Genomic DNA, 17,336 nt, shown 5'->3' with positions numbered 1-17,336 from the left:
GTGCGACGTCCTCCAGCGCCTGCTCGGCCACCGTGACGTGGCCAGCCAGAACGTGTACCGCAACCCTTCCGACGCCCGGGTCGCTCACGCCGCCCAGGCCGTGAACGACAAGATCTTCGGACCAGCATGACGACTTCTGCACCTCTGCCCGCTCCTGCCCCCGCGACCGAGTGGGAACCGGACTGGGACTACCTGGCCCGGCACGGCCTCGACCGCTCCCCGCTCCAGCTGTGCTTCCCCCTGGGCGCCGACTGGCATTTGCTGCGCCGCTGCCCGCACACCGGGTGCGACCGGCCGGCCACGAGCTAGTGCTCTGACCGGGAAGGTTCGCCGGGTTGGTGGTTGCGGCGGTTGGCTGTGCGGTGACGTCCGTGGGTCCGACCGTTGGGGGTGTAGTGGCTGAGCCTGTCCATGTGCGCAGGTTCACCGACCAGGAGGGGCAGAAGCTGCAGCAGATCGTGCGCCGGGGCAGCGCCAGTTCGGTGCGGTTCCGGCGCGCGATGATGCTGTTGGCCTCGGCTGGCGGGAACCGGGTCCCGGTGGTCGCCCAGCTGGTGCAGGCCGACCAGGACACCGTCCGCGACGTGATCCACCGGTTCAACGAGATCGGCCTGGCCTGCCTGGCCCCTCGGTGGGCGGGAGGCCGTCCCGCCTGCTCAGTCCTGACGACGAGGACTTCGTCGCCGCGACGGCCACCACCCGCCCGGTCAAGCCTGGCCAGCCCTTCACCCGATGGTCGATCCACAAACTCGCCGCCTACCTGCGGAAAGTCCACGGCCGCGTGATCCGGATCGGCCGGGAGGCGTTACAGTGCCTGCTCGCCCGCCGCGGCATCACCTTCCAGCGCACCAAGACGTGGAAGGAGTCCCCGGACCCGGAGCGCGACGCCAAGCGGGACCGCATCGAGGAGGTGCTGGAGCGCTTCCCGGACCGCGTGTTCGCGTTTGACGAGTTCGGCCCGCTCGGCATCCGGCCCACCGCCGGGTCGTGCTGGGCCGAGCAGGGACATCCCGGGCGACACCCCGCGACCTACCACCGCACCCACGGTGTCCGGTACCTCCACGGCTGCTATTCGGTCGGCGACGACACCGTGTGGGGCGTCAACCGGCGTAAGAAGGGCGCCGCGAACACCCTTGCCGCGCTGAGATCGATCCGCGCGGCCCGCCCGGACGGCGCCCCCATCTACGTCATCCTGGACAACCTCTCGGCCCACAGGGGCGCAACGATCCGACGCTGGGCGAGGAAGAACAGGGTCGAGCTGTGCTTCACCCCGACCTACGCGTCCTGGGCGAACCCGATCGAGGCCCACTTCGGGCCACTGCGGCAGTTCACCGTCGCCAACTCCAACCACCGCAACCACACCGTGCAGACCCGGGCCCTGCACGCCTACCTGCGCTGGCGCAACGTCAACGCCCGCTATCCCGACGTCCTTGCAGCCCAACGGCGCGAACGCGCACGCATCCGCAGCGAGAAAGGCATCCGATGGGGCGGACGCCCCAACGGTGAAGCAGCGTGACGTTCCAGGATCAGGGCTGAGGGCCGTTCCGCAGGTCAACGAATCCGCCCTCCCCTTCGGCGCGGAAGGTAATGGCTTCCGTACCGATACCGAGAGCGTCGAGCAGGATATCGAGAGCCGCCTCTATGTCAGTCTGAGCGCGTCCGACCCAGACGAAGACATCGGGGCAAGGACTGCCCTCCAGTCGGCTGAGCGCGAAGTCGATCCTCTGGATGCGGAACATCGCCGCATCCACCGCGCCAAGGTCCTCCCAGCCCCGTTCGATGTTCAACCGCAGCCGCGCGGCCAGGACGTCCAGGGACGGCGACAGGCCGGCAACCAGTCGGAAGGAACTCGCCGCGTACTCCCACATGCTGGCCTGGAACGCCGGGTTTCGCTTACCTCCCTGGTACGCCGGCGCGCGTTCCCAGTCCGATTCTGGCCCAGGAACCTCGACCTCCGCCATGCGCCCTCCCCACCCCGCTGCTGAGCTGTGACGCCTCACTCTAGAAGCTCGGCTCCTGACGTCACGGATCACCAACCCGGTGAACGTATGTGGTCAGAGCACTAGCCGTGGCTGTGCCACCGCTGCGCGTCCGACTGGCGGGAGGCCGGCGCCCCCGGCGACATCGACAGCTGGTGCGCAAGCACGCCCGTCCCGTTCGCCCGCCGCGCCTACGCCGAGCATCGGTGCCGGGTGGGTTGCGACCGTGCCGCGGAGGCCAGCGGCCTGTGCAAGAGCTGTGCCTCCGAGCGCCGGGTGCTCGGGCTGACCGTCGAGGAGTACCTCGCCCGGGGCCGCGCCCCTCGTCCGGGCTTCGGGAAGTGCCTGGTCCGCGTGTGCCCGCGCATGGCCGTAGTGCGGCGGAGCCGGCGTGCCTGCCGCACCAGCGGCAGTGGTCCAACGCGGGGACGCCCGACCGCGAGGCGTGGGCGCTGACGGCAGCCGCCATCTACACGTCCGTCGACGTGGTCCCGCTCACCGATCTTGCGTCGGCGGTCGTGGTGCAGGTGCTGCGTGGGTACGCGGCCCAGCTCCGCCAGGGCGGCCGGATCAGCCCCGCACAGGTCAAGTCGGCGGTGCGCTGGCTGTGCGACCACGCGGTCGACGATCTGGCCGCCGCGGAACTGCCGCCCAAGGGTGCGACGACGACGTATCTGCGGCTGTGGCAGCGGACCCTGCCGCTGCTGGAGGCCGACCCGGCGACGGAGCACACCCGGACCCTGGTCCGGCTGCGCAACCTCAACCCCCGCTACAAGGGCGGGAGCGTCCATCTGCGGGACGTCCACGCCCCCTGGGTCACACACCTCGCCCAGCAGTACCTGCTACGCCTCGCCACCGCCGGCGCCTCCTCGGCACGATTGATGACCGTCGGCTACGCGGCCCGGTGGTTCGCGATGTTCCTTCGCACCCTGCCCGGCGAAGGCCGAAGGCCGGGCGACGTAGGCCGGGACGGCGTGCCCGCCTACCTGCGCTGGCTGACGCACCGAGCCCGCGACACCAGCGACTACCAACTCCTCAACGACGACGACCCGGTACGGCAGGTCGTCGCCGAGCGCCTCCTGCCATCCCGCCGAGGCGCCGGGCCTTTGCTGGTCACACCGGTACGCCACTACGAGCTGGTCAAGGTACTGCGTGAGGTCCTCGAACACGGCCGGGCATGGCTCGCGGACAACCATGCGGCGGACGTCCATCTGCTGGAGATGGACGTGCCGCCGTACCCGGAACGGGACGACACGGCCAACGAGCTGGAGGGCCGCTCCCAGGACGCCCTGCCCGAACAGGTCTTCCTCCAGCTCATGGACGAACGCAATCTCGCCCTGCTGCCGGCCGGTACCCGCCGCAACTACGTCGAGCTGGCCATGCGTGTGGGCCGGCGGCCCTGGGAGCTCCGCCACCTGGAATTCGACTGCCTCCAGTGGCACGACATCGACGTGGAGGACCCGGACGGGACGGTGCGCCGCCGGTCCTACCCCTTCCTCGCCTACTGGATGCAGAAAGTCCGCCGGCGGCACAAACTCCCGCTCCATCCCAGCGACGCCGAGGTCATCACCCGCCAGCAGGACCACCTGCGGTACGAAGCCCCGCACCTGTTCCACGAAGACGGCCGGCCCCGCTCCACCCGCATGCTGCTGTTCCCCACCCCTCGCCGCTCCCGTGCCAACGCACTCGGCGAGCGAGCGTACGGCAGCGGCACAATCGGCTACTGGCTTCAGACCTGGCTCGACCAGTTCGCCGTAACCGACGAACACGGCAAGCCCTTCGACCCGGCACGGGTGTTCCCCTACGCCTTCCGGCACACCTACGCCCAACTCCGCGCCGACGCCGGCGTCCCGCTCGACATCCTGCAGGTCCTCATGGCCCACCAGGACCCCTCCACCACACAGGTCTACTACCGGCCCTCGGACCCCTGGCGAGTGGAAGCGGTACGCGCCATCGCCGCCAAGTACCAGTTCGACCTCACCGGCGGCCGGCTCCGCGCCCGCACCCCCGGCGATGACCTTGCCGACCGGATCCGCGCAGGCGTCGGCTCGGTGCCCGTCCCCGCGGGACGCTGCCACGAAATGAACAACGTCCGCGCCGACGGACACGGCTGCCCGGTATACAACCGTTGCTTCTCCTGCACCCTCTACACCACCGACTTCACCCACCTGCCCGAACTGCGCCAACTACGCGCCGGGAAGGGGGAGCAGCTCGCCGCGCTGGAAAGCGCCTACGGCAGCGTGCTCACCGCGGGCCCCCTGAGCGCGGCGAACCTGGAGCTGCTGCGCAGGGAGATCCAGCAGATCGACGAACTCGTCGGCAAATGCGAAGCCGACATCGGCTCCCTCACCCCCCGAGGAACGGACCACGGTGGAGTCCTGGCTCCACACCCGGGACCGGTTCCTCACGGTCATCCCCGTAGCGGCGGTTCTGGCCGGACGGCAGAGCCTGGACCAGCCGACCGTCGACCCGATCCTCACCGAGAGGACGACCGGATGACGCGCGCGGCCGCCCCGCTCAAGCAGCCCGGCCAGGCAACGATCCCTGCCAGTCGGGCCGAGGTCCTCGATGCCGGCAGGGCGGCTGCCGTTCAGCGGTGCCGTGCCGACAGCGAACAGTGCCGGCAGCGGGTCCTAACCGTCCTGGCCGCGATGCGCAAGAGCCGCCAGGCCCTCTCCGACGCGGAGATCACCCGGCGGGCCGCCGTCAACCCGCAGTACCTTCAACGCCACCGCGACCTCAAAGCGGAAGCCGAGACGGTCCGCGCCCAGCTCGCCCAAGACGGGCCGCGGGCGGCAGCAGCAGCGACCGCCCGCAAAAGTGGCGGCCCTCGAAGTCGAGAACCGCATGCTCCTGGAACAGAACGCCGCCCTGCAACGGACCCTTCACGAGGTGCAGAACGAGCTGCGCACGCTACGCGCCCACGAACTGGGTGCCCACCTCCGCGACGGCCTGAACGCCCGCTCGCTGCGCGACACGGAGATGGAGGAACTGCGCGAGCAACGAGACGCCGCACTCGCAGCCAGCCGCCAAGCAGAGACCGCCATGCAGGCACTCCGCAACGTCAACCAGCGGCTGATGATCGAGAACAGCCGGCTGATCGCCGCAGATGCTCCGAAAGCCCCCGGACAGCCGCAGCCACCCCCGAGCCGCCCGGCCCTTGAGGAAAGCCCGCCACTAACCTCGATCTTTCGCGAGGGGTCGTCACGTTGGTGACGGCCCCCTCTTCGGGTTTGTGGCGTTGTGGTTTCGGTGTTCGGGCAGGTTGGTGGCCCGGCTGTCGCGTCGGGTGGGCGCCGGGTTCCACGGCTCCGGTCGGGGTGATGCGGTCGTAGGGACGGGAACTTCCTGGTCAGCCGGGGTTGGGGAGAGCTTCGAGTCGTGTCAGGGCGCTTGTGATCACCCGGAAGCAGTACCCGGATCGGGATCAGACGCAGTGGGACCACTCCCGGGAGATCCGGGACCTGCTCGGGCTGCGTGAGTTCGACTCGGCGGAGTTGGAGTTGCGGGCGTTCGTCGCGGGTTGGGTGTGGGTCTCGAACCCACGACCGCTATCCGATCGTGCGCACCCACACCGACGGGCAGGTGCGGGCGCTGCGTCCGCTCGACGGCGAGGACGCCGGGTAGCTCGGGGCAGGAGGCCCCGAGCTATGCGCCGGGCACGACCGGATCGCTCGACGACGCGATCAGCCACACGATCTGATCGCCGATGGGACGCGCACCCGGCGCAGGGCGGGCATCGTCACGTGTTGACGTCGACCCGGCTAATGCAGTTGCCCTTGTTCCAAAAGCTCCCAGGCGGCATCCCCGGCTGGTATTTGCCGCCATCGTAGACCAGCGCCGCCCACTGGTTGCCGGTTTCGACCCAGTTCACGGAACAGAAATCGACGTAGTGAATGCCATTGCTGGTGATACATGAGTAATCACCACTGTAGAAATGCACTTCCACGGCGAGGCCGCAGTTGAGGCTGGTGGCGTTGGGCCTGATGACGTGGGGAGTCGGGGCTGCGGGTCCGGAGCTGGCGTGCGCCGCGGTCGGCGCGGCCAGCATCAGACCGCAGCTGGCTATGACTCCCGCCGTCAGCTGCGCAGCCTTCTTCATCGTCGCGCGCTTGGGCTTTCCGAGTTTGGGCATTGGGTGTCCTTTCCCCTCCGATGCGGCCTGGTGGAGCGGTTGCCTGCGCGGACCTCGACTTGACCAAATCGTCGCGGCCGTTTAGCGAAGGTGTCATTGAGCAGTGTCAAGAGTTCCTGCTGCGTTATCGACTTACCGCTCCCGAGTCGTTGGTGCCCCTTACCGGGGCAGTTGGTCGTTCTCTCGTGCTAGTGGGACCTCCAGACTCGCTGCGGATCCCGTCGGATTCGGCTTCGAGCCATTGCCCCCGACTGCCGGACCGTGACGCTACGGTCACGAGTCCTTGGTCCGTCCTAGATTCGGCCTAGGCGCCTCGATCTTTCCCGAGGGGCCGTCGGCTTGCTGACGGCTCCACTTCGGGTTTGTGGTGTTGTGGTTTCGGTGTTCGGGCAGGTTGGTGGCTCGGCTGGGTTCCACGGCTCCGGTGGGGGTGAGGCTGCTCGTGGGAGCGGGAAGTTCCTGGTCAGCCGGGGTTGGGGAGGGCTTCGAGTCGTGTCAGGGCGTCTGTGACCACGTCGGTCCAGGGCCAGTGTCTGGCGAGGCGGAGGATGCGGCGGCCGGTCGTCACGAGCTGGGCGATGGCGGAGAACAGTCGCAATCGCATGCGGCGGGGTTCCCACTTGCGGGCGGTGCCGGTCAGCGCGAGCATGGGCATCCAGGCCCGCTTCTTCATCTGAGGAGTGCAGCTTTCCCTCCGACGACCAGGACCTTAGACAAGTCCCATCGTCCCAGGGCAGCAGCACTCCTCGCTTATTTGATCACGGACCGGACATCCACCCTCGCGGAAGCCCGAGGCTACGGCGACGATATGGACACGCGTCCGGCGGCCGTCCTAGATTCGTCCTAGTGCCAGGTCAGCGAGGGGACCAACGCTGATCATGAAGTACCTGGGGGGAAGATGAGATTCGGCGTACTGGGGCCGTTACATGCCCAGATCACCGGACGAGAGGTCCGATTAGACGGACCGCGGCAGGCCAAGATGCTGGCCGCGCTTCTGATCGACGCCAACAACATCGTCGCCATGGAACGGCTCGTCGCCGTGATGTGGGACGGGAAAGCGCCCGCCACTGCGGTCCGTCAGGTCCAGGACGCCGTCTCCGGGCTGCGCCGCAACCTCGCCGCGTGCGGAGCACCAGGCCCCTTGATCAGTACGCGGCGCGGCGGCTACGAGATCCACCTGTCCCCGGATCAGCTCGACCTGCTGGAGTTCGACCACGAGCGGCGCCTCGCCGAACGGCACACGGACCCGTCCGAGACAGCTGTAGCACTTCGGCGGGCGCTGGCCTGCTGGCGCGGGCGTGCCCTGACCGACATCTCCAGCCGGGTCCTGGAGATCGATGCGGCACGGCTGAACGAGAAACGCGCGGACACACTCAAACAGTGTCTGGTCATCGAACTCGGTCTGGGGCGTCATAGAGAGATCATTGACGAGCTGACCGCTCTGTTCCGCGAGCACCCCTACGACGAGCAGGTCGCCGAACACCTGATAGTCGCTCTCTGTCGGTGTCGGCGACAAGGCGAGGCGCTGCACGTGTACGAGCGGCTGCGCCGGACACTGGCCGACGAACTCGGCGTCGACCCCACCCCGCCGCTCCAGGCGCTGCACCAACGCATACTCACCGCGGATCCCACCTTGACGACCCCGGTCCCGGCAAGCAGGCCCTTGGACATACCACCGCAGAGCCCTGACGCGGCGGCCGCCGGGCCGGCCATGGCGATGCCGGTGCGTCAACTACCCCTTGATGTACCGGACTTCGTGGGCCGGGCCGAGGCACTGGCCGAGATCGCCGGACTGCTCGACGGGCCGGCGCCGAACCGGGCCCGGGTGGCCGTCATCGTGGGCGGTCCCGGTGTCGGCAAGTCCTGCCTGGTGACGCACGCTGCGCGGCTGGCGAGCGGCGCCTTCCCCGACGGCCAGCTCTACCTCAACCTCGCGGCGACGTCCGATGAGCCGCGGGACCCGGGGCTGATGCTGGCCGAGGCACTGCGCGCGCTCTCGATCGCCGGCAGTGCGATCCCGAAGGGCCTGGCCGAGCGGTCTGCGCTCTACCGGTCGTTGCTGGCGGACCGTCGCATGCTGGTGGTGCTGGACGATGCCGGTCACGCCGATCAGGTGCTGCCCCTGCTGCCCGCCGCCAACGGCTGTGCCGTGTTGATCACCAGCCGCACTCTGCTGACGCAACTTCCCGGCGCTCGGCACACCGACCTGGACGTACTGAGCCCCGCAGAGGCACGGGAGTTATTCACGGGAATCGTCGGGCGGCGGCGGGTCGAGCGGGAACCGGAGGAGGCCGACGCAATCCTCGACTGCTGCGGCAATCTGCCGCTGGCGATCCGGATCGCCAGCGGCAAGCTCACGGGCCGCCCGGCTTGGTCACTGCGGGTGCTGCGGGAACGGATCGAGGATGAGTCCCGCAGGCTGGCCGAGCTGAGGATAGGGGACCTCAGCGTGCGAGCCAGCGTCGAACTGAGCTTACGGCTGCTGCCCGCCGACGCGGTGCGCGCGCTGAGCCTGCTGGGTCTGCTCGGCGCTTACACCCTGCCCGGCTGGGTGGTCGGCCCGCTGCTGGACCGCTCGGACGCCGAGGAGGTGCTGGACACCCTCGTCGACGCCAGCCTGGTTCGGCTGACCGCCACCGACGCCATCGGCCAGCCGCGCTACCGGCTGCACGACCTGATCAGGACCTGTGCCGTGGAGAGCGCCGCCCCGCTGCCCACGGCGGACAAGCGGGACGCGATCATCCGAGTGCTGTCCGTTTGGCTCGACCTGATCGGACGCGGCACCGATCGGCTGCCGGCGGCGGGGCTGCTGGCAGCCCCGCCCGGTGCGGCACCGCGCCGATCACTGCCTGATGCCGTCGTGGACCGGCTGATGACCGACCCGGTTGGCTGGTTCGACGCGGAACGCGACAACCTGCTCGGCGCGGTGAAAATGGCCGTGGACTGGGGCCTGGACGAATTGGCCTGGGAGCTGGCGGCCGGCGCAGCAACCTACTACGACCACCGGTGTCTCTATCAGGACTGGCAGCACGGGCACCGGCTCGCGCTGGACGCGGCCCAGGCCGCCGGCAACGTGCGCGGCGCATCGGTGCTGCTACGCGGTCTTGGCCAGCTGCACATCTACCAAGACGAGTTCGATCGGGCCACCCGGGCCCTGGAGTCCTCCCTCGGGCTGTGCCGGGACGGTGGGGACAAGCGCGGCGAGGCGTTGTCGCTGGCGATGCTGGGTACGGTCAGCCGGGTGCAGGACCGTGACGACGAAGCCCTCGAACGTGTCGAGCAGGCGCTTGCCATCGCGGTCGGTGAGGGCGACCGGCATATCGAAGCGCAGCTGTCCTGCTCCATGGCCGTGATGATGCTCATGCAGGGCAAGCTCGACGAGGCGGAGTTCTGGTTCGACGGGGCCTTGAGTCACGCCAGGGCGGTGGGCGACGGGCATCGCGTGGCCGTGGTGCTGCGACGGTTCAGCCGGCTGCATGATCGGCGCGGTGATCCGGACGAGGCGCTGCGCTGCCTGTGGCAGGCGTTGGCCACCTTCGAAAAACTGGCCGACGAGCGATGCGCCGCGTACACGCTGCTGGAAGTCGGCCGTGTGTACGCCGGTCAGCACGACCGGGACCGGGCGAGCCCGGCGTTGGAACGCGCGGCGGACCTGTTCCACCGGCACGGCGACCGTCAGGACGAGGCCTCGTGCTGGCAACTGATCGGCGACCTGGACGCCGCCGCCGGCGTCCATCACCTGGCGCACCAACACCGCGGGCGGGCGCAGCGGTTATGGCAGACGATCGGCGACATGAACCAGACGAAATCCCCAGCGCGACCATCGTCGCCGTGACCTGACTGACGCTGCGCATGCGCAAGCAGTGCGAGGAGTGAGCCGCCCTCGACACGGACACGGGGATAGGACCCGATACGCTTCTTCACCTGGGAAGCGCTTCTTTCCTCGGAGTCAACAGGGCCCCAGCGAGTCCTATCGTTGCAGGTCATAGGCACCTTCCGCGTTTTTGATCAACTCTCGGACAGGCCACCTCGTGAAAGCGCGAGGCTAACCGACGCCCGGTTCATCCGCGGCCGAGTCGTCGAACCCGTCCAGTCCATCAACACGTCGACTCACAGATCACACGCAGCGTGAGCTGCGCCAATGACTGCTTTCGGTGCGTAGAACACGCCCAACGTGGCTGCCTTGGAGTGCTCGCGCTTCGTCCTCCTGGACGAGTGCCCGGCAAACGCCGAAAGCTGGTTCCCGGCCCGCTGCTTCGATGAACTGCTCGCCTCGGATGTGTGGGGTGTGGTTGCGCATTATGCGGGTGCGGACATGTTCGGCATGAGGTGCTGCCAGAGTTCCAGAGCAGGGCGGGAAGCGTCGACGCGGACCGAGAGCCGCCCTCGTTCGGGTGAAGCACCCCCTGTCCGGCGGTCGTCGCCCGGGGCGGCCGGTAAGAAGTGGAAGTATGGCGATCAGGGGAGGGGCGGATCAGTGGTGGCCAGGCGCCGACGTGATCGTCACGACGGATGGCTGTATCTGGCGCTGACGTCGGTCGGCATGGCTGGTGCGGTGTGGGTGAGTTGGCGCTTCGGGCTGCCGGTGGCGGCCACGGTCACGACTTTGCTGCCGACGGTGGGCGGGATGTACCTGTCGTGGGCTGCCTTCCGCAACACTGGCGCGACGCACCACACGGCCGACCCCGATCTTGCCGCGGCAGCCAACCGACTGGCCGCTGAAGTGCGCGGGCGGTGGACGGCTGAACTGACGGCCCGGCGGGTCACCGCCCCGTACGCACTGGCCGTCTCCTGGCGTCCCGCCGAAGCGGCGTTGACCGAGCCCTGGCAGCTGCTGCAGCGCACGGCCCGCGGATGGCCGGGAGGCCCACTCTCAAGTCCGGAGGATTGGGCGCAGGAACCGGCAGGGCTGGCAGGACAGGACGGTGAGCTCACCGACGTATTCCTGCGGCGCATCCCGACCCGTCGCCTGACGGTGCTGGGGGAACCGGGATCGGGTAAGACCGTACTGCTCATCCGGCTGCTCCTGGGGCTGGTGGAGTCACGCGCCGAGGGAGACCCGGTTCCGGTGCTGCTGCCACTGGCATCCTGGGACCCCGCCACACTCCCGTTCGGCCGATGGCTGGCGCAACAGCTCGCCCGGGACTACCCGATGCTGGGCCACGGCGAGGAAGCGCCCCACGGACGCGACGTGTCCGCGCGCGCGTTGACCGAGGCCGGCCTGGTCCTGCCGCTGCTCGACGGGCTCGATGAACTGCCCCCGCAGACCAGGGCACTGGCGCTCGACGGTATCAACGAGGCATTGCCGCCGGGGCAGGCCGTGGTGCTCTCCAGTCGGAGGGACGCCTACCTCGATATCGCAGACCCCGTCGGTCGACTGCCGGTCCGGCTGGCGGCCGCCGCAGCGGTGGAACTGAGCCCTCTGGACCGGCAGACGGCTGCCGACTACCTCGTACAAGGCGCTGCAGGCCCGGAAGGAGCCTCCGCAGCCCGCTGGCGGCCCGTACTTGCGCAACTCGACCACCCAGCGCGACCGGTCGCGGCCGCCCTGTCCACGCCGCTGATGCTGGCACTGGCCGTCGCTGTCTATAACGCCCGCCCTGGTGAGGACCTTACGGCCCTGCCAGACCCGGCCGAACTGTGCGACCGCGCCCGCCTGCCCGAGCGCCGCGACGTGGAACGGCACCTGCTGGGCGCGGCCGTCCTCGCCGCTTACCGGCTACACCCCCGCCGCCCCTGCCACTGGAGCACCCGCACAGCGGTGCGCACCCTGCGCTTCCTCGCCGCGCACCTGAGCTGCCTCGACGGCGGTAGCACCGATCTGGCCTGGTGGCGACTGCGTTCCGCACTGCCGCGCCACCTTGAGGCCCACATCACCGGCGTGCTGCTCGGACTTGCTTCCTGGACCACCGCACTGCTGGCTGCCTACACCCGCACCAGCCTGACCGGCGGCACACAACTGTGGTGGGTGGTCGGAGCGCCCTCGGCGTTGATCGCCGGCATGGCCGCTGGCCTGGCCTGCGACGTCAGCGCTGCCATGACCGCCGGGATGACCTCCACGATCGCCAGCGCGGTAGCGTTCTGGATGGTCGATCCCGTCAAGGCGGGGCCGCGTTTCCCCTCGGACTACGTTCCGGTCGGCGGGCTCGCCTTCGGATTCGCTGCCGGCCTGATCGGAAGTCTCGTCGGAGCCCGAACCGCCCGCTCGCGCGGCACTTCACCTGCGGCGCCACCCTGGTCCTGGGACCGGGGAATGTGCCTGCGTGGTCTGACGGCCGGTCTGGCCCTGTGGTTCCCCTTCACCTGGCTCGGAACCACAACCGCAATTTCCGTCGCCCTCGTCAATGCCGCCGTCTATGCCACCGTCGGCGGCCTTCTCGGATCCGCGGCCCGCCGCCCGGACACCGACTTTCCCGCCCCGGCCACCCAACTGCGCTGGTCCTTCGACCCCCGCACCATCGCCGTCGGGATGGCCGCAGGCCCCGCCTTCGGAACGGCACTGCTCCTCATGGATTACCCGGCCACACTCATCGCAGGCAACCGACACCCCCTCGCCGCCGGACCGACCAGCTACATCCTGTACTCCACCCTGGACGGACTCGGCCTCGGCCTGGCCGCGGCGGTGCGGGCCCGCCCCGCCGACGCAGCCACCGCCTCGGCGCCCGATTCCCTGCTGCACCAGGACCGCAGAACATTCCGTCACCTCTTGCTGCTCACCACCCCCTTCGCGGGACTCGCACTCGCCGCGCCCACAGCCCTCACCCTGATCACCGGTGACGCGCTCTCTGGCTTCTCCGTCCCGCCCGACGGCACCCACATCCTCTCCCCACTTTCCCCGGCAGCCCGGTCTGCCGCATACTCCCTGACTCTTGCCGCCGGGGGACTCGCGGTAGGCCTGGCCACCGCCATGAGCCGCACCGCCTGCTGGCCCTACGCCCTCACCCGCGCCTACCTCGCCGTCCGCTACAGGCTTCCCTTTCGCCTCACAGAGTTCCTGGCCGACGCGCACCGGCACCGTTCGGTACTCCGCCAGTCCGGAGCCGTCTATCAGTTCCGCCACATCGAACTGCAGTACAACCTCACCCGGGCCAGTGGATGCTGCATCCCGTCAGCGCCCAGCACACCGCACGAGTGAAGACCCACCGCAGTGATCGCGGCAGCACCAAGAACGGACAACGGACAAGATGAAGGGTCCCCATAACCAGGCCTCGAACGCGGCCTACTGCGGCCCGGCAACTGCCCGGACCGTGAAGCTGTTGCCCGACGGCACGGTATTCAACTCTCGAGCGGCCCAGAAGATCCGCAGGCAGGAACAGGGCCACGAATACGCCGCCGCGCAGCTCATCCGGCCCGGCGCGCCGGTGCCGCGAGCCGGCGGCGACCCCGCGCTCTGGCTGCGGGAAGCCCTACTGGCGGTCGGCGCGCGGAACGTGAGGCACAGGGGTCCGCACCGCTATGTGTTCCGGCTTGGCAGGAACCGGCAGGAGGGAGGACATCCGCCTCGGGATCGACCGCGGCGCGTATCCGAAGAGCTCCGGCCCCGACCCTGCGCGGCCCTGAGTCCGGGACGCATCATGCCTGTGATGTCACCCCACCGCCCAACTCCGACAGGAAATGGTGTCGTTGACCTTGCAATGAGCCGGCAGGGCCCGCGATCGTCATCGTGCCCTGCGCGGCCGCCAAGCTCGCAGTGGACCCGACCTACCCCCGGCTGCCACATCTACACCGGCTCTCATCACCGCATGTGACAGCGAGCCGCCGCGAGGATCGCCGGTCCCGCCGGCGTCCTCGTGCTCTCCGCCCTGCACGGCTGCGTCCGGATCGACGACGAACTCCTGCTGTACGAGCAGCGGATCGACGCCCCGGGCCACATCAGCGTCGAGCAGCTGCTCGCGCAGGCCGCCGGGCTCGGCGTCCTCGTTGCTCGCGAATCTGATCGCCCTGGGCAGCCGCGCGTACGTCGAGGGTCACCGCTGTACGGCCGGACGCCCTGCGCCCCCTGGACGGATGCCGCGGCATCGGCGAGCAGCGCTCCCGCCTCGCCCGCCTGGCCGCGGCCGACGACCCACTCGGCCTGGCCTGGGCCTTCGTGGCTTGCCCATCGCCCTCGCCGGCCGGCTAGTTGCTGGGCGCCGGCACGGGGGGCGGCAGGGGTATGTCGTAACGCCCGAAGAGCTCTCGGAAGAAGCCGGCGACTGCCCGAGGACCGCCACTCTGATCGAGCTCGTGGCCGCCGAAGCGGTCGATTTCGTAACCGGAGAGCTTCAACTGCCGATCTTCCGCCACCATCTGGGCATGGCTTCGTTCATCTCAAGGAACAGCGATTGTCGACGGGTTCTAAAGGCAGTTGCCGATCAGCCGAGTCGTGAATCTCGAAGAGAAACGACGGCACTGTCGAGTCCGGGGACGCCGGACGGCCAGGCGCCCGTCAGGGCGGCTGGCCGTCGAGGGAGCGAGACGGATGTGACTGGCGCGGTGCTACTGGATCAGCAGGGCGAGCGCTTCCTTCGCGTTGTGGTCCGCGATTTCCTGCATCAGCGTGCGGTGTGGGAAGTCGCCGTCGAGGAGGCGCAGGGGTCCAGCCACCAGTGAGAGACGCATGGCGAGCGTGAAGAGGTCGAGCCGTGCTGGATCGAGTCCGGGACGTGACAAGGCTGGGTACTGCTCGCCGAAGCGAAGCTGCAGGAACACGTGTTCCCACTCGACATCGAAGAACATCAGGCCCTCGATGTCGATGAGGACGGGGTGTCCGGAGGTATCGAGCAGGACGTGGTCGGGCCCGAGTTCGCCGTGGATCAGTCCGTGTTCGGTGCGCGGAGGCACTCGTGTGGCCAGCTCCTGCAGGCGATCGTGCAAGGGAGCCGCGGCTGAACCGATCCTGGGGTCGCGTTCGGCCACCTCTGCGAGATCCTCGAGGGCTCGCTCAAGCACCAGCTGCTCGCACGAAACCCCACTCGCTTTGTCGCCCCGTTCCAGCACATCCACCCTGCCGTAGTGCTGACTGCGCTGCTGGTGCATCACGTCGAGCATTGCTGCAAGCTCGCTCAAGGCATCTGATGCGTGTGCGGGATCCGCCTTCAAAAGCGCTTCCAGAGTGTCGCCGGCAACGTCCTCGACCACCGCAACATCCGCTGGGTAGCGACGTCGGCTGTCGTCGGCCAGGAGCACCCCTGGAACCCGGACTCCAAGGCCGTCCAGCTTCCGCTGAGAGGCCAGGAAGGGGGCCAGCCCGGAGGCGGGAGCGAACGGGTGGGCCGCGTCGATGCCTTCCGCAGCTGGCCAGAAGTTCTCGGCCCCGGCCCAGCTGTAGACGATCACACTCGGTGTATGTGATCCGTCCGTGTGAACCCGGTAGACCCCCTTCTTGCTTCCGCCGCGCAACCGGTCCACTCCGACAACGTGGGCTCCCGCCCCCAGTGCCTCATGCACGATCCCCGACAAGGCTTCAGTCGCTGTGAACTGGCGCATCCGCCGACCTTATCCTCGGCTCGGCGCGCCGATGGTCCGCGTCTGCCTTCCAGCGAGTCAGCCGGCCTTGGCCGGCTCTTCGGCTCGTGCCCAGGTGCTGGCGAGGCGGTAGGAATCGGTGCCGGGGCACGACATCTGCCACGGTCGAGGCTCGCTCGACGTCGTGGAACCGTCCGCGTGGATGGTGACAGTCGTGATCTGCGGCCCGCACGTCACTTGGTCGCGGCGAGCCAGCTCCTGCTGCCAGCCCTCCTCGCTGCTGCGGCGCGCGACCTTCCGCTCGATCGCGGCCTGCAGCGGCTTCTCGGCGGCCGCATCACGAGCAACGGCCATCGTGCGCGAGGAACTCGTCCGTATTGCTCAAGCCAGCGCTCCATCAGCACTTTTCCGGCCGCTGCAGCCTGCTGGGCTGTTGCAGGCAGAGAGAAGGGGAGATGACGGTGTACACCTAGACTCCGTACTGACCAGTCGTCTCGCAGTTTGGAAGAAACACCAATGGTGAAAGTCCCGTTTGCTTCCTTGTCCGCCGCGATCGCGATGCTGGCAACAGCACTTGGATTCCTCACGGTTCAGCTTCGAGCAGAGGGCTACGAGCAGTACGTCGAATCCGTGGCTTGTGCCAGTGTCGTCCTATACGTCACCGCAGCTTTGGTTGTGGTGACGTGGGTCCGTGCCCGTCGGCCCCACTCGGACTGAACTCTTCGACAACGCGGCAGCTGATGCTGGAGCCGAGTGGCGTCCTGTGGCGGGCGGTGGACCAGGACGGCAGCGTCCTGGTCATCCTCGTCCAGTGCCGTTGGGACAAGGCTGCGGCCAGTCGCTTCTTCCGGAGCCTGATGAAGAAGACCCGGTCGGTGCCCCAAGTGATCGTGACCAACAAGCTCCACTCCTGCATTGCCCCCGCCTTCGTGCGGCAGGGACCGGGTGACCCGAGCCCCCAGGCGGGCGACGTGCCAGAGACCACGGCCCTTCTCCCCGCGGATGGCGGCCTCTGAGTCAGGGGAAGCCGGAATGAGGTCGGAGACGTCGAGGACGATGGCGCTGGCGTCCGTGAGGGCCGCGGTCAGTGAAAGATGGTGCTCCTTGACGGGGGTACGGGCTGGCAGGCCGTGCCGTACGCCGTTGTCCACGAGTTGGCTTACGACTTCCACGGCGCGCAGCATGTCGCCCGTCCGGCCGTGGCGGCAAGCGTCGTCCGAGTCCTGAAGCGGGCCGTCAGGACAGCGCTTTGGGCGTCGGGAAGGGCGGCGGCACCGCGGACACGGTGATCGAGGCCCGCAATGCCGGGCTTCCTGTCGATGTCGTCTGGCTGGCCGAGGCCGCGCGCCGGGGGGAGGGCCGACGCACGGGCTTGTCACGTCTCCGAAGACTGACCAGCAACACGGAAGAGCCCTCTGCACGACCACATCGACTATGCAGAGGGCTCTTTGCTGCGGCTGCCAAGGGGGCGCTTCTGCGCTGTCGCGTTTTGCTGCGGCCGGACCAAGCCGAGCACCACCCGGTGGCCCAACGGTCCGGTCTGCCATGTCTGCTACACCGCGGTGCTCCGGGCGCCGGCCGAGTGCCCTCGCTGCGGCACAGTTCAGCCGCTGATCGCGCAAGATAACCACGGCGTCGAGGTCTGCGGACGATGTGTAGGGTTCGCCGCCGACTACGCCTGCAAGCAGTGCGGTCGGGCCGGCCCCCCCCACAGCCGCGGCCGATGCGCTCACTCGTCCTCGCCGAGCGGGTCGACGCCCTACTGGTCGGGCCCG

General features: G+C 68.8%; 9 protein-coding genes and 3 pseudogenes. 7 read left to right on the top strand and 5 right to left on the bottom strand.

What is annotated here, in order from left to right:
• Nucleotides 1-126: 126 nt before the first annotated feature.
• Together AB0H32_RS39030 and AB0H32_RS39025 are read left to right on the top strand one after the other, a co-directional pair.
• Nucleotides 127-309 carry a hypothetical protein gene (locus tag AB0H32_RS39030; protein ID WP_361131311.1) on the top strand — a complete coding sequence of 61 codons (183 nt, stop codon included), beginning with the start codon at nt 127-129 and terminating at the stop codon, nt 307-309.
• A gap of 86 nt (nt 310-395) precedes the next feature.
• Nucleotides 396-1,516 (top strand): annotated as a pseudogene (locus AB0H32_RS39025) (IS630 family transposase).
• Between the two features lie 10 nt (nt 1,517-1,526).
• Here AB0H32_RS39025 and AB0H32_RS39020 read toward each other — a convergent pair.
• Nucleotides 1,527-1,961 carry a hypothetical protein gene (locus AB0H32_RS39020; RefSeq protein WP_361131308.1) on the bottom strand — a complete coding sequence of 145 codons (435 nt, stop codon included), beginning with the start codon at nt 1,959-1,961 and terminating at the stop codon, nt 1,527-1,529.
• A gap of 374 nt (nt 1,962-2,335) precedes the next feature.
• Here AB0H32_RS39020 and AB0H32_RS39015 point away from each other — a divergent pair, with 374 nt between their 5' ends.
• Nucleotides 2,336-5,143: a tyrosine-type recombinase/integrase gene (locus AB0H32_RS39015; RefSeq protein ID WP_361131305.1), complete on the top strand. Its 2,808-nt coding sequence runs from the start codon at nt 2,336-2,338 to the stop codon at nt 5,141-5,143.
• Nucleotides 5,144-5,721: 578 nt separating this feature from the next.
• Here the strand turns inward: AB0H32_RS39015 and AB0H32_RS39010 are convergent.
• On the bottom strand, nt 5,722-6,114 hold the full coding sequence (locus AB0H32_RS39010) for a hypothetical protein (protein ID WP_361131302.1): 393 nt from the start codon (nt 6,112-6,114) through the stop codon (nt 5,722-5,724).
• A 463-nt stretch (nt 6,115-6,577) separates the two neighbouring features.
• Nucleotides 6,578-6,775: pseudogene (locus tag AB0H32_RS39005) on the bottom strand (transposase); the annotation flags it as partial.
• A gap of 318 nt (nt 6,776-7,093) precedes the next feature.
• Between AB0H32_RS39005 and AB0H32_RS39000 the strand changes: the two are divergent.
• Together AB0H32_RS39000 and AB0H32_RS38995 are read left to right on the top strand one after the other, a co-directional pair.
• Nucleotides 7,094-9,949 carry a BTAD domain-containing putative transcriptional regulator gene (locus AB0H32_RS39000; RefSeq protein WP_361131299.1) on the top strand — a complete coding sequence of 952 codons (2,856 nt, stop codon included), beginning with the start codon at nt 7,094-7,096 and terminating at the stop codon, nt 9,947-9,949.
• A gap of 645 nt (nt 9,950-10,594) precedes the next feature.
• On the top strand, nt 10,595-13,249 hold the full coding sequence (locus tag AB0H32_RS38995) for an NACHT domain-containing protein (RefSeq protein ID WP_361131296.1): 2,655 nt from the start codon (nt 10,595-10,597) through the stop codon (nt 13,247-13,249).
• A gap of 1,343 nt (nt 13,250-14,592) precedes the next feature.
• Here AB0H32_RS38995 and AB0H32_RS38990 read toward each other — a convergent pair.
• The gene (locus AB0H32_RS38990; RefSeq protein ID WP_361131293.1) at nt 14,593-15,582 is read right to left on the bottom strand and encodes a phosphotransferase; all 990 of its coding nucleotides are present in this window, start codon (nt 15,580-15,582) and stop codon (nt 14,593-14,595) included.
• A gap of 57 nt (nt 15,583-15,639) precedes the next feature.
• On the bottom strand, nt 15,640-15,915 hold the full coding sequence (locus AB0H32_RS38985) for a hypothetical protein (protein ID WP_361131290.1): 276 nt from the start codon (nt 15,913-15,915) through the stop codon (nt 15,640-15,642).
• A 162-nt stretch (nt 15,916-16,077) separates the two neighbouring features.
• Here AB0H32_RS38985 and AB0H32_RS38980 point away from each other — a divergent pair, with 162 nt between their 5' ends.
• The gene (locus AB0H32_RS38980) at nt 16,078-16,278 is read left to right on the top strand and encodes an SCO3870 family protein (RefSeq protein ID WP_361131287.1); all 201 of its coding nucleotides are present in this window, start codon (nt 16,078-16,080) and stop codon (nt 16,276-16,278) included.
• Nucleotides 16,279-16,322: 44 nt separating this feature from the next.
• A pseudogene (locus tag AB0H32_RS38975) lies at nt 16,323-16,466 on the top strand (DDE-type integrase/transposase/recombinase); the annotation flags it as partial.
• Nucleotides 16,467-17,336: the final 870 nt, after the last annotated feature.

It is taken from the genome of Streptomyces sp. NPDC020362 (genome assembly GCF_040642095.1).
Taxonomy (GTDB): domain Bacteria; phylum Actinomycetota; class Actinomycetes; order Streptomycetales; family Streptomycetaceae; genus Streptomyces.
The sequence above is the reverse complement of the archived record's forward strand: the minus strand, read 5'-3'. Positions and strand labels throughout refer to the sequence as shown.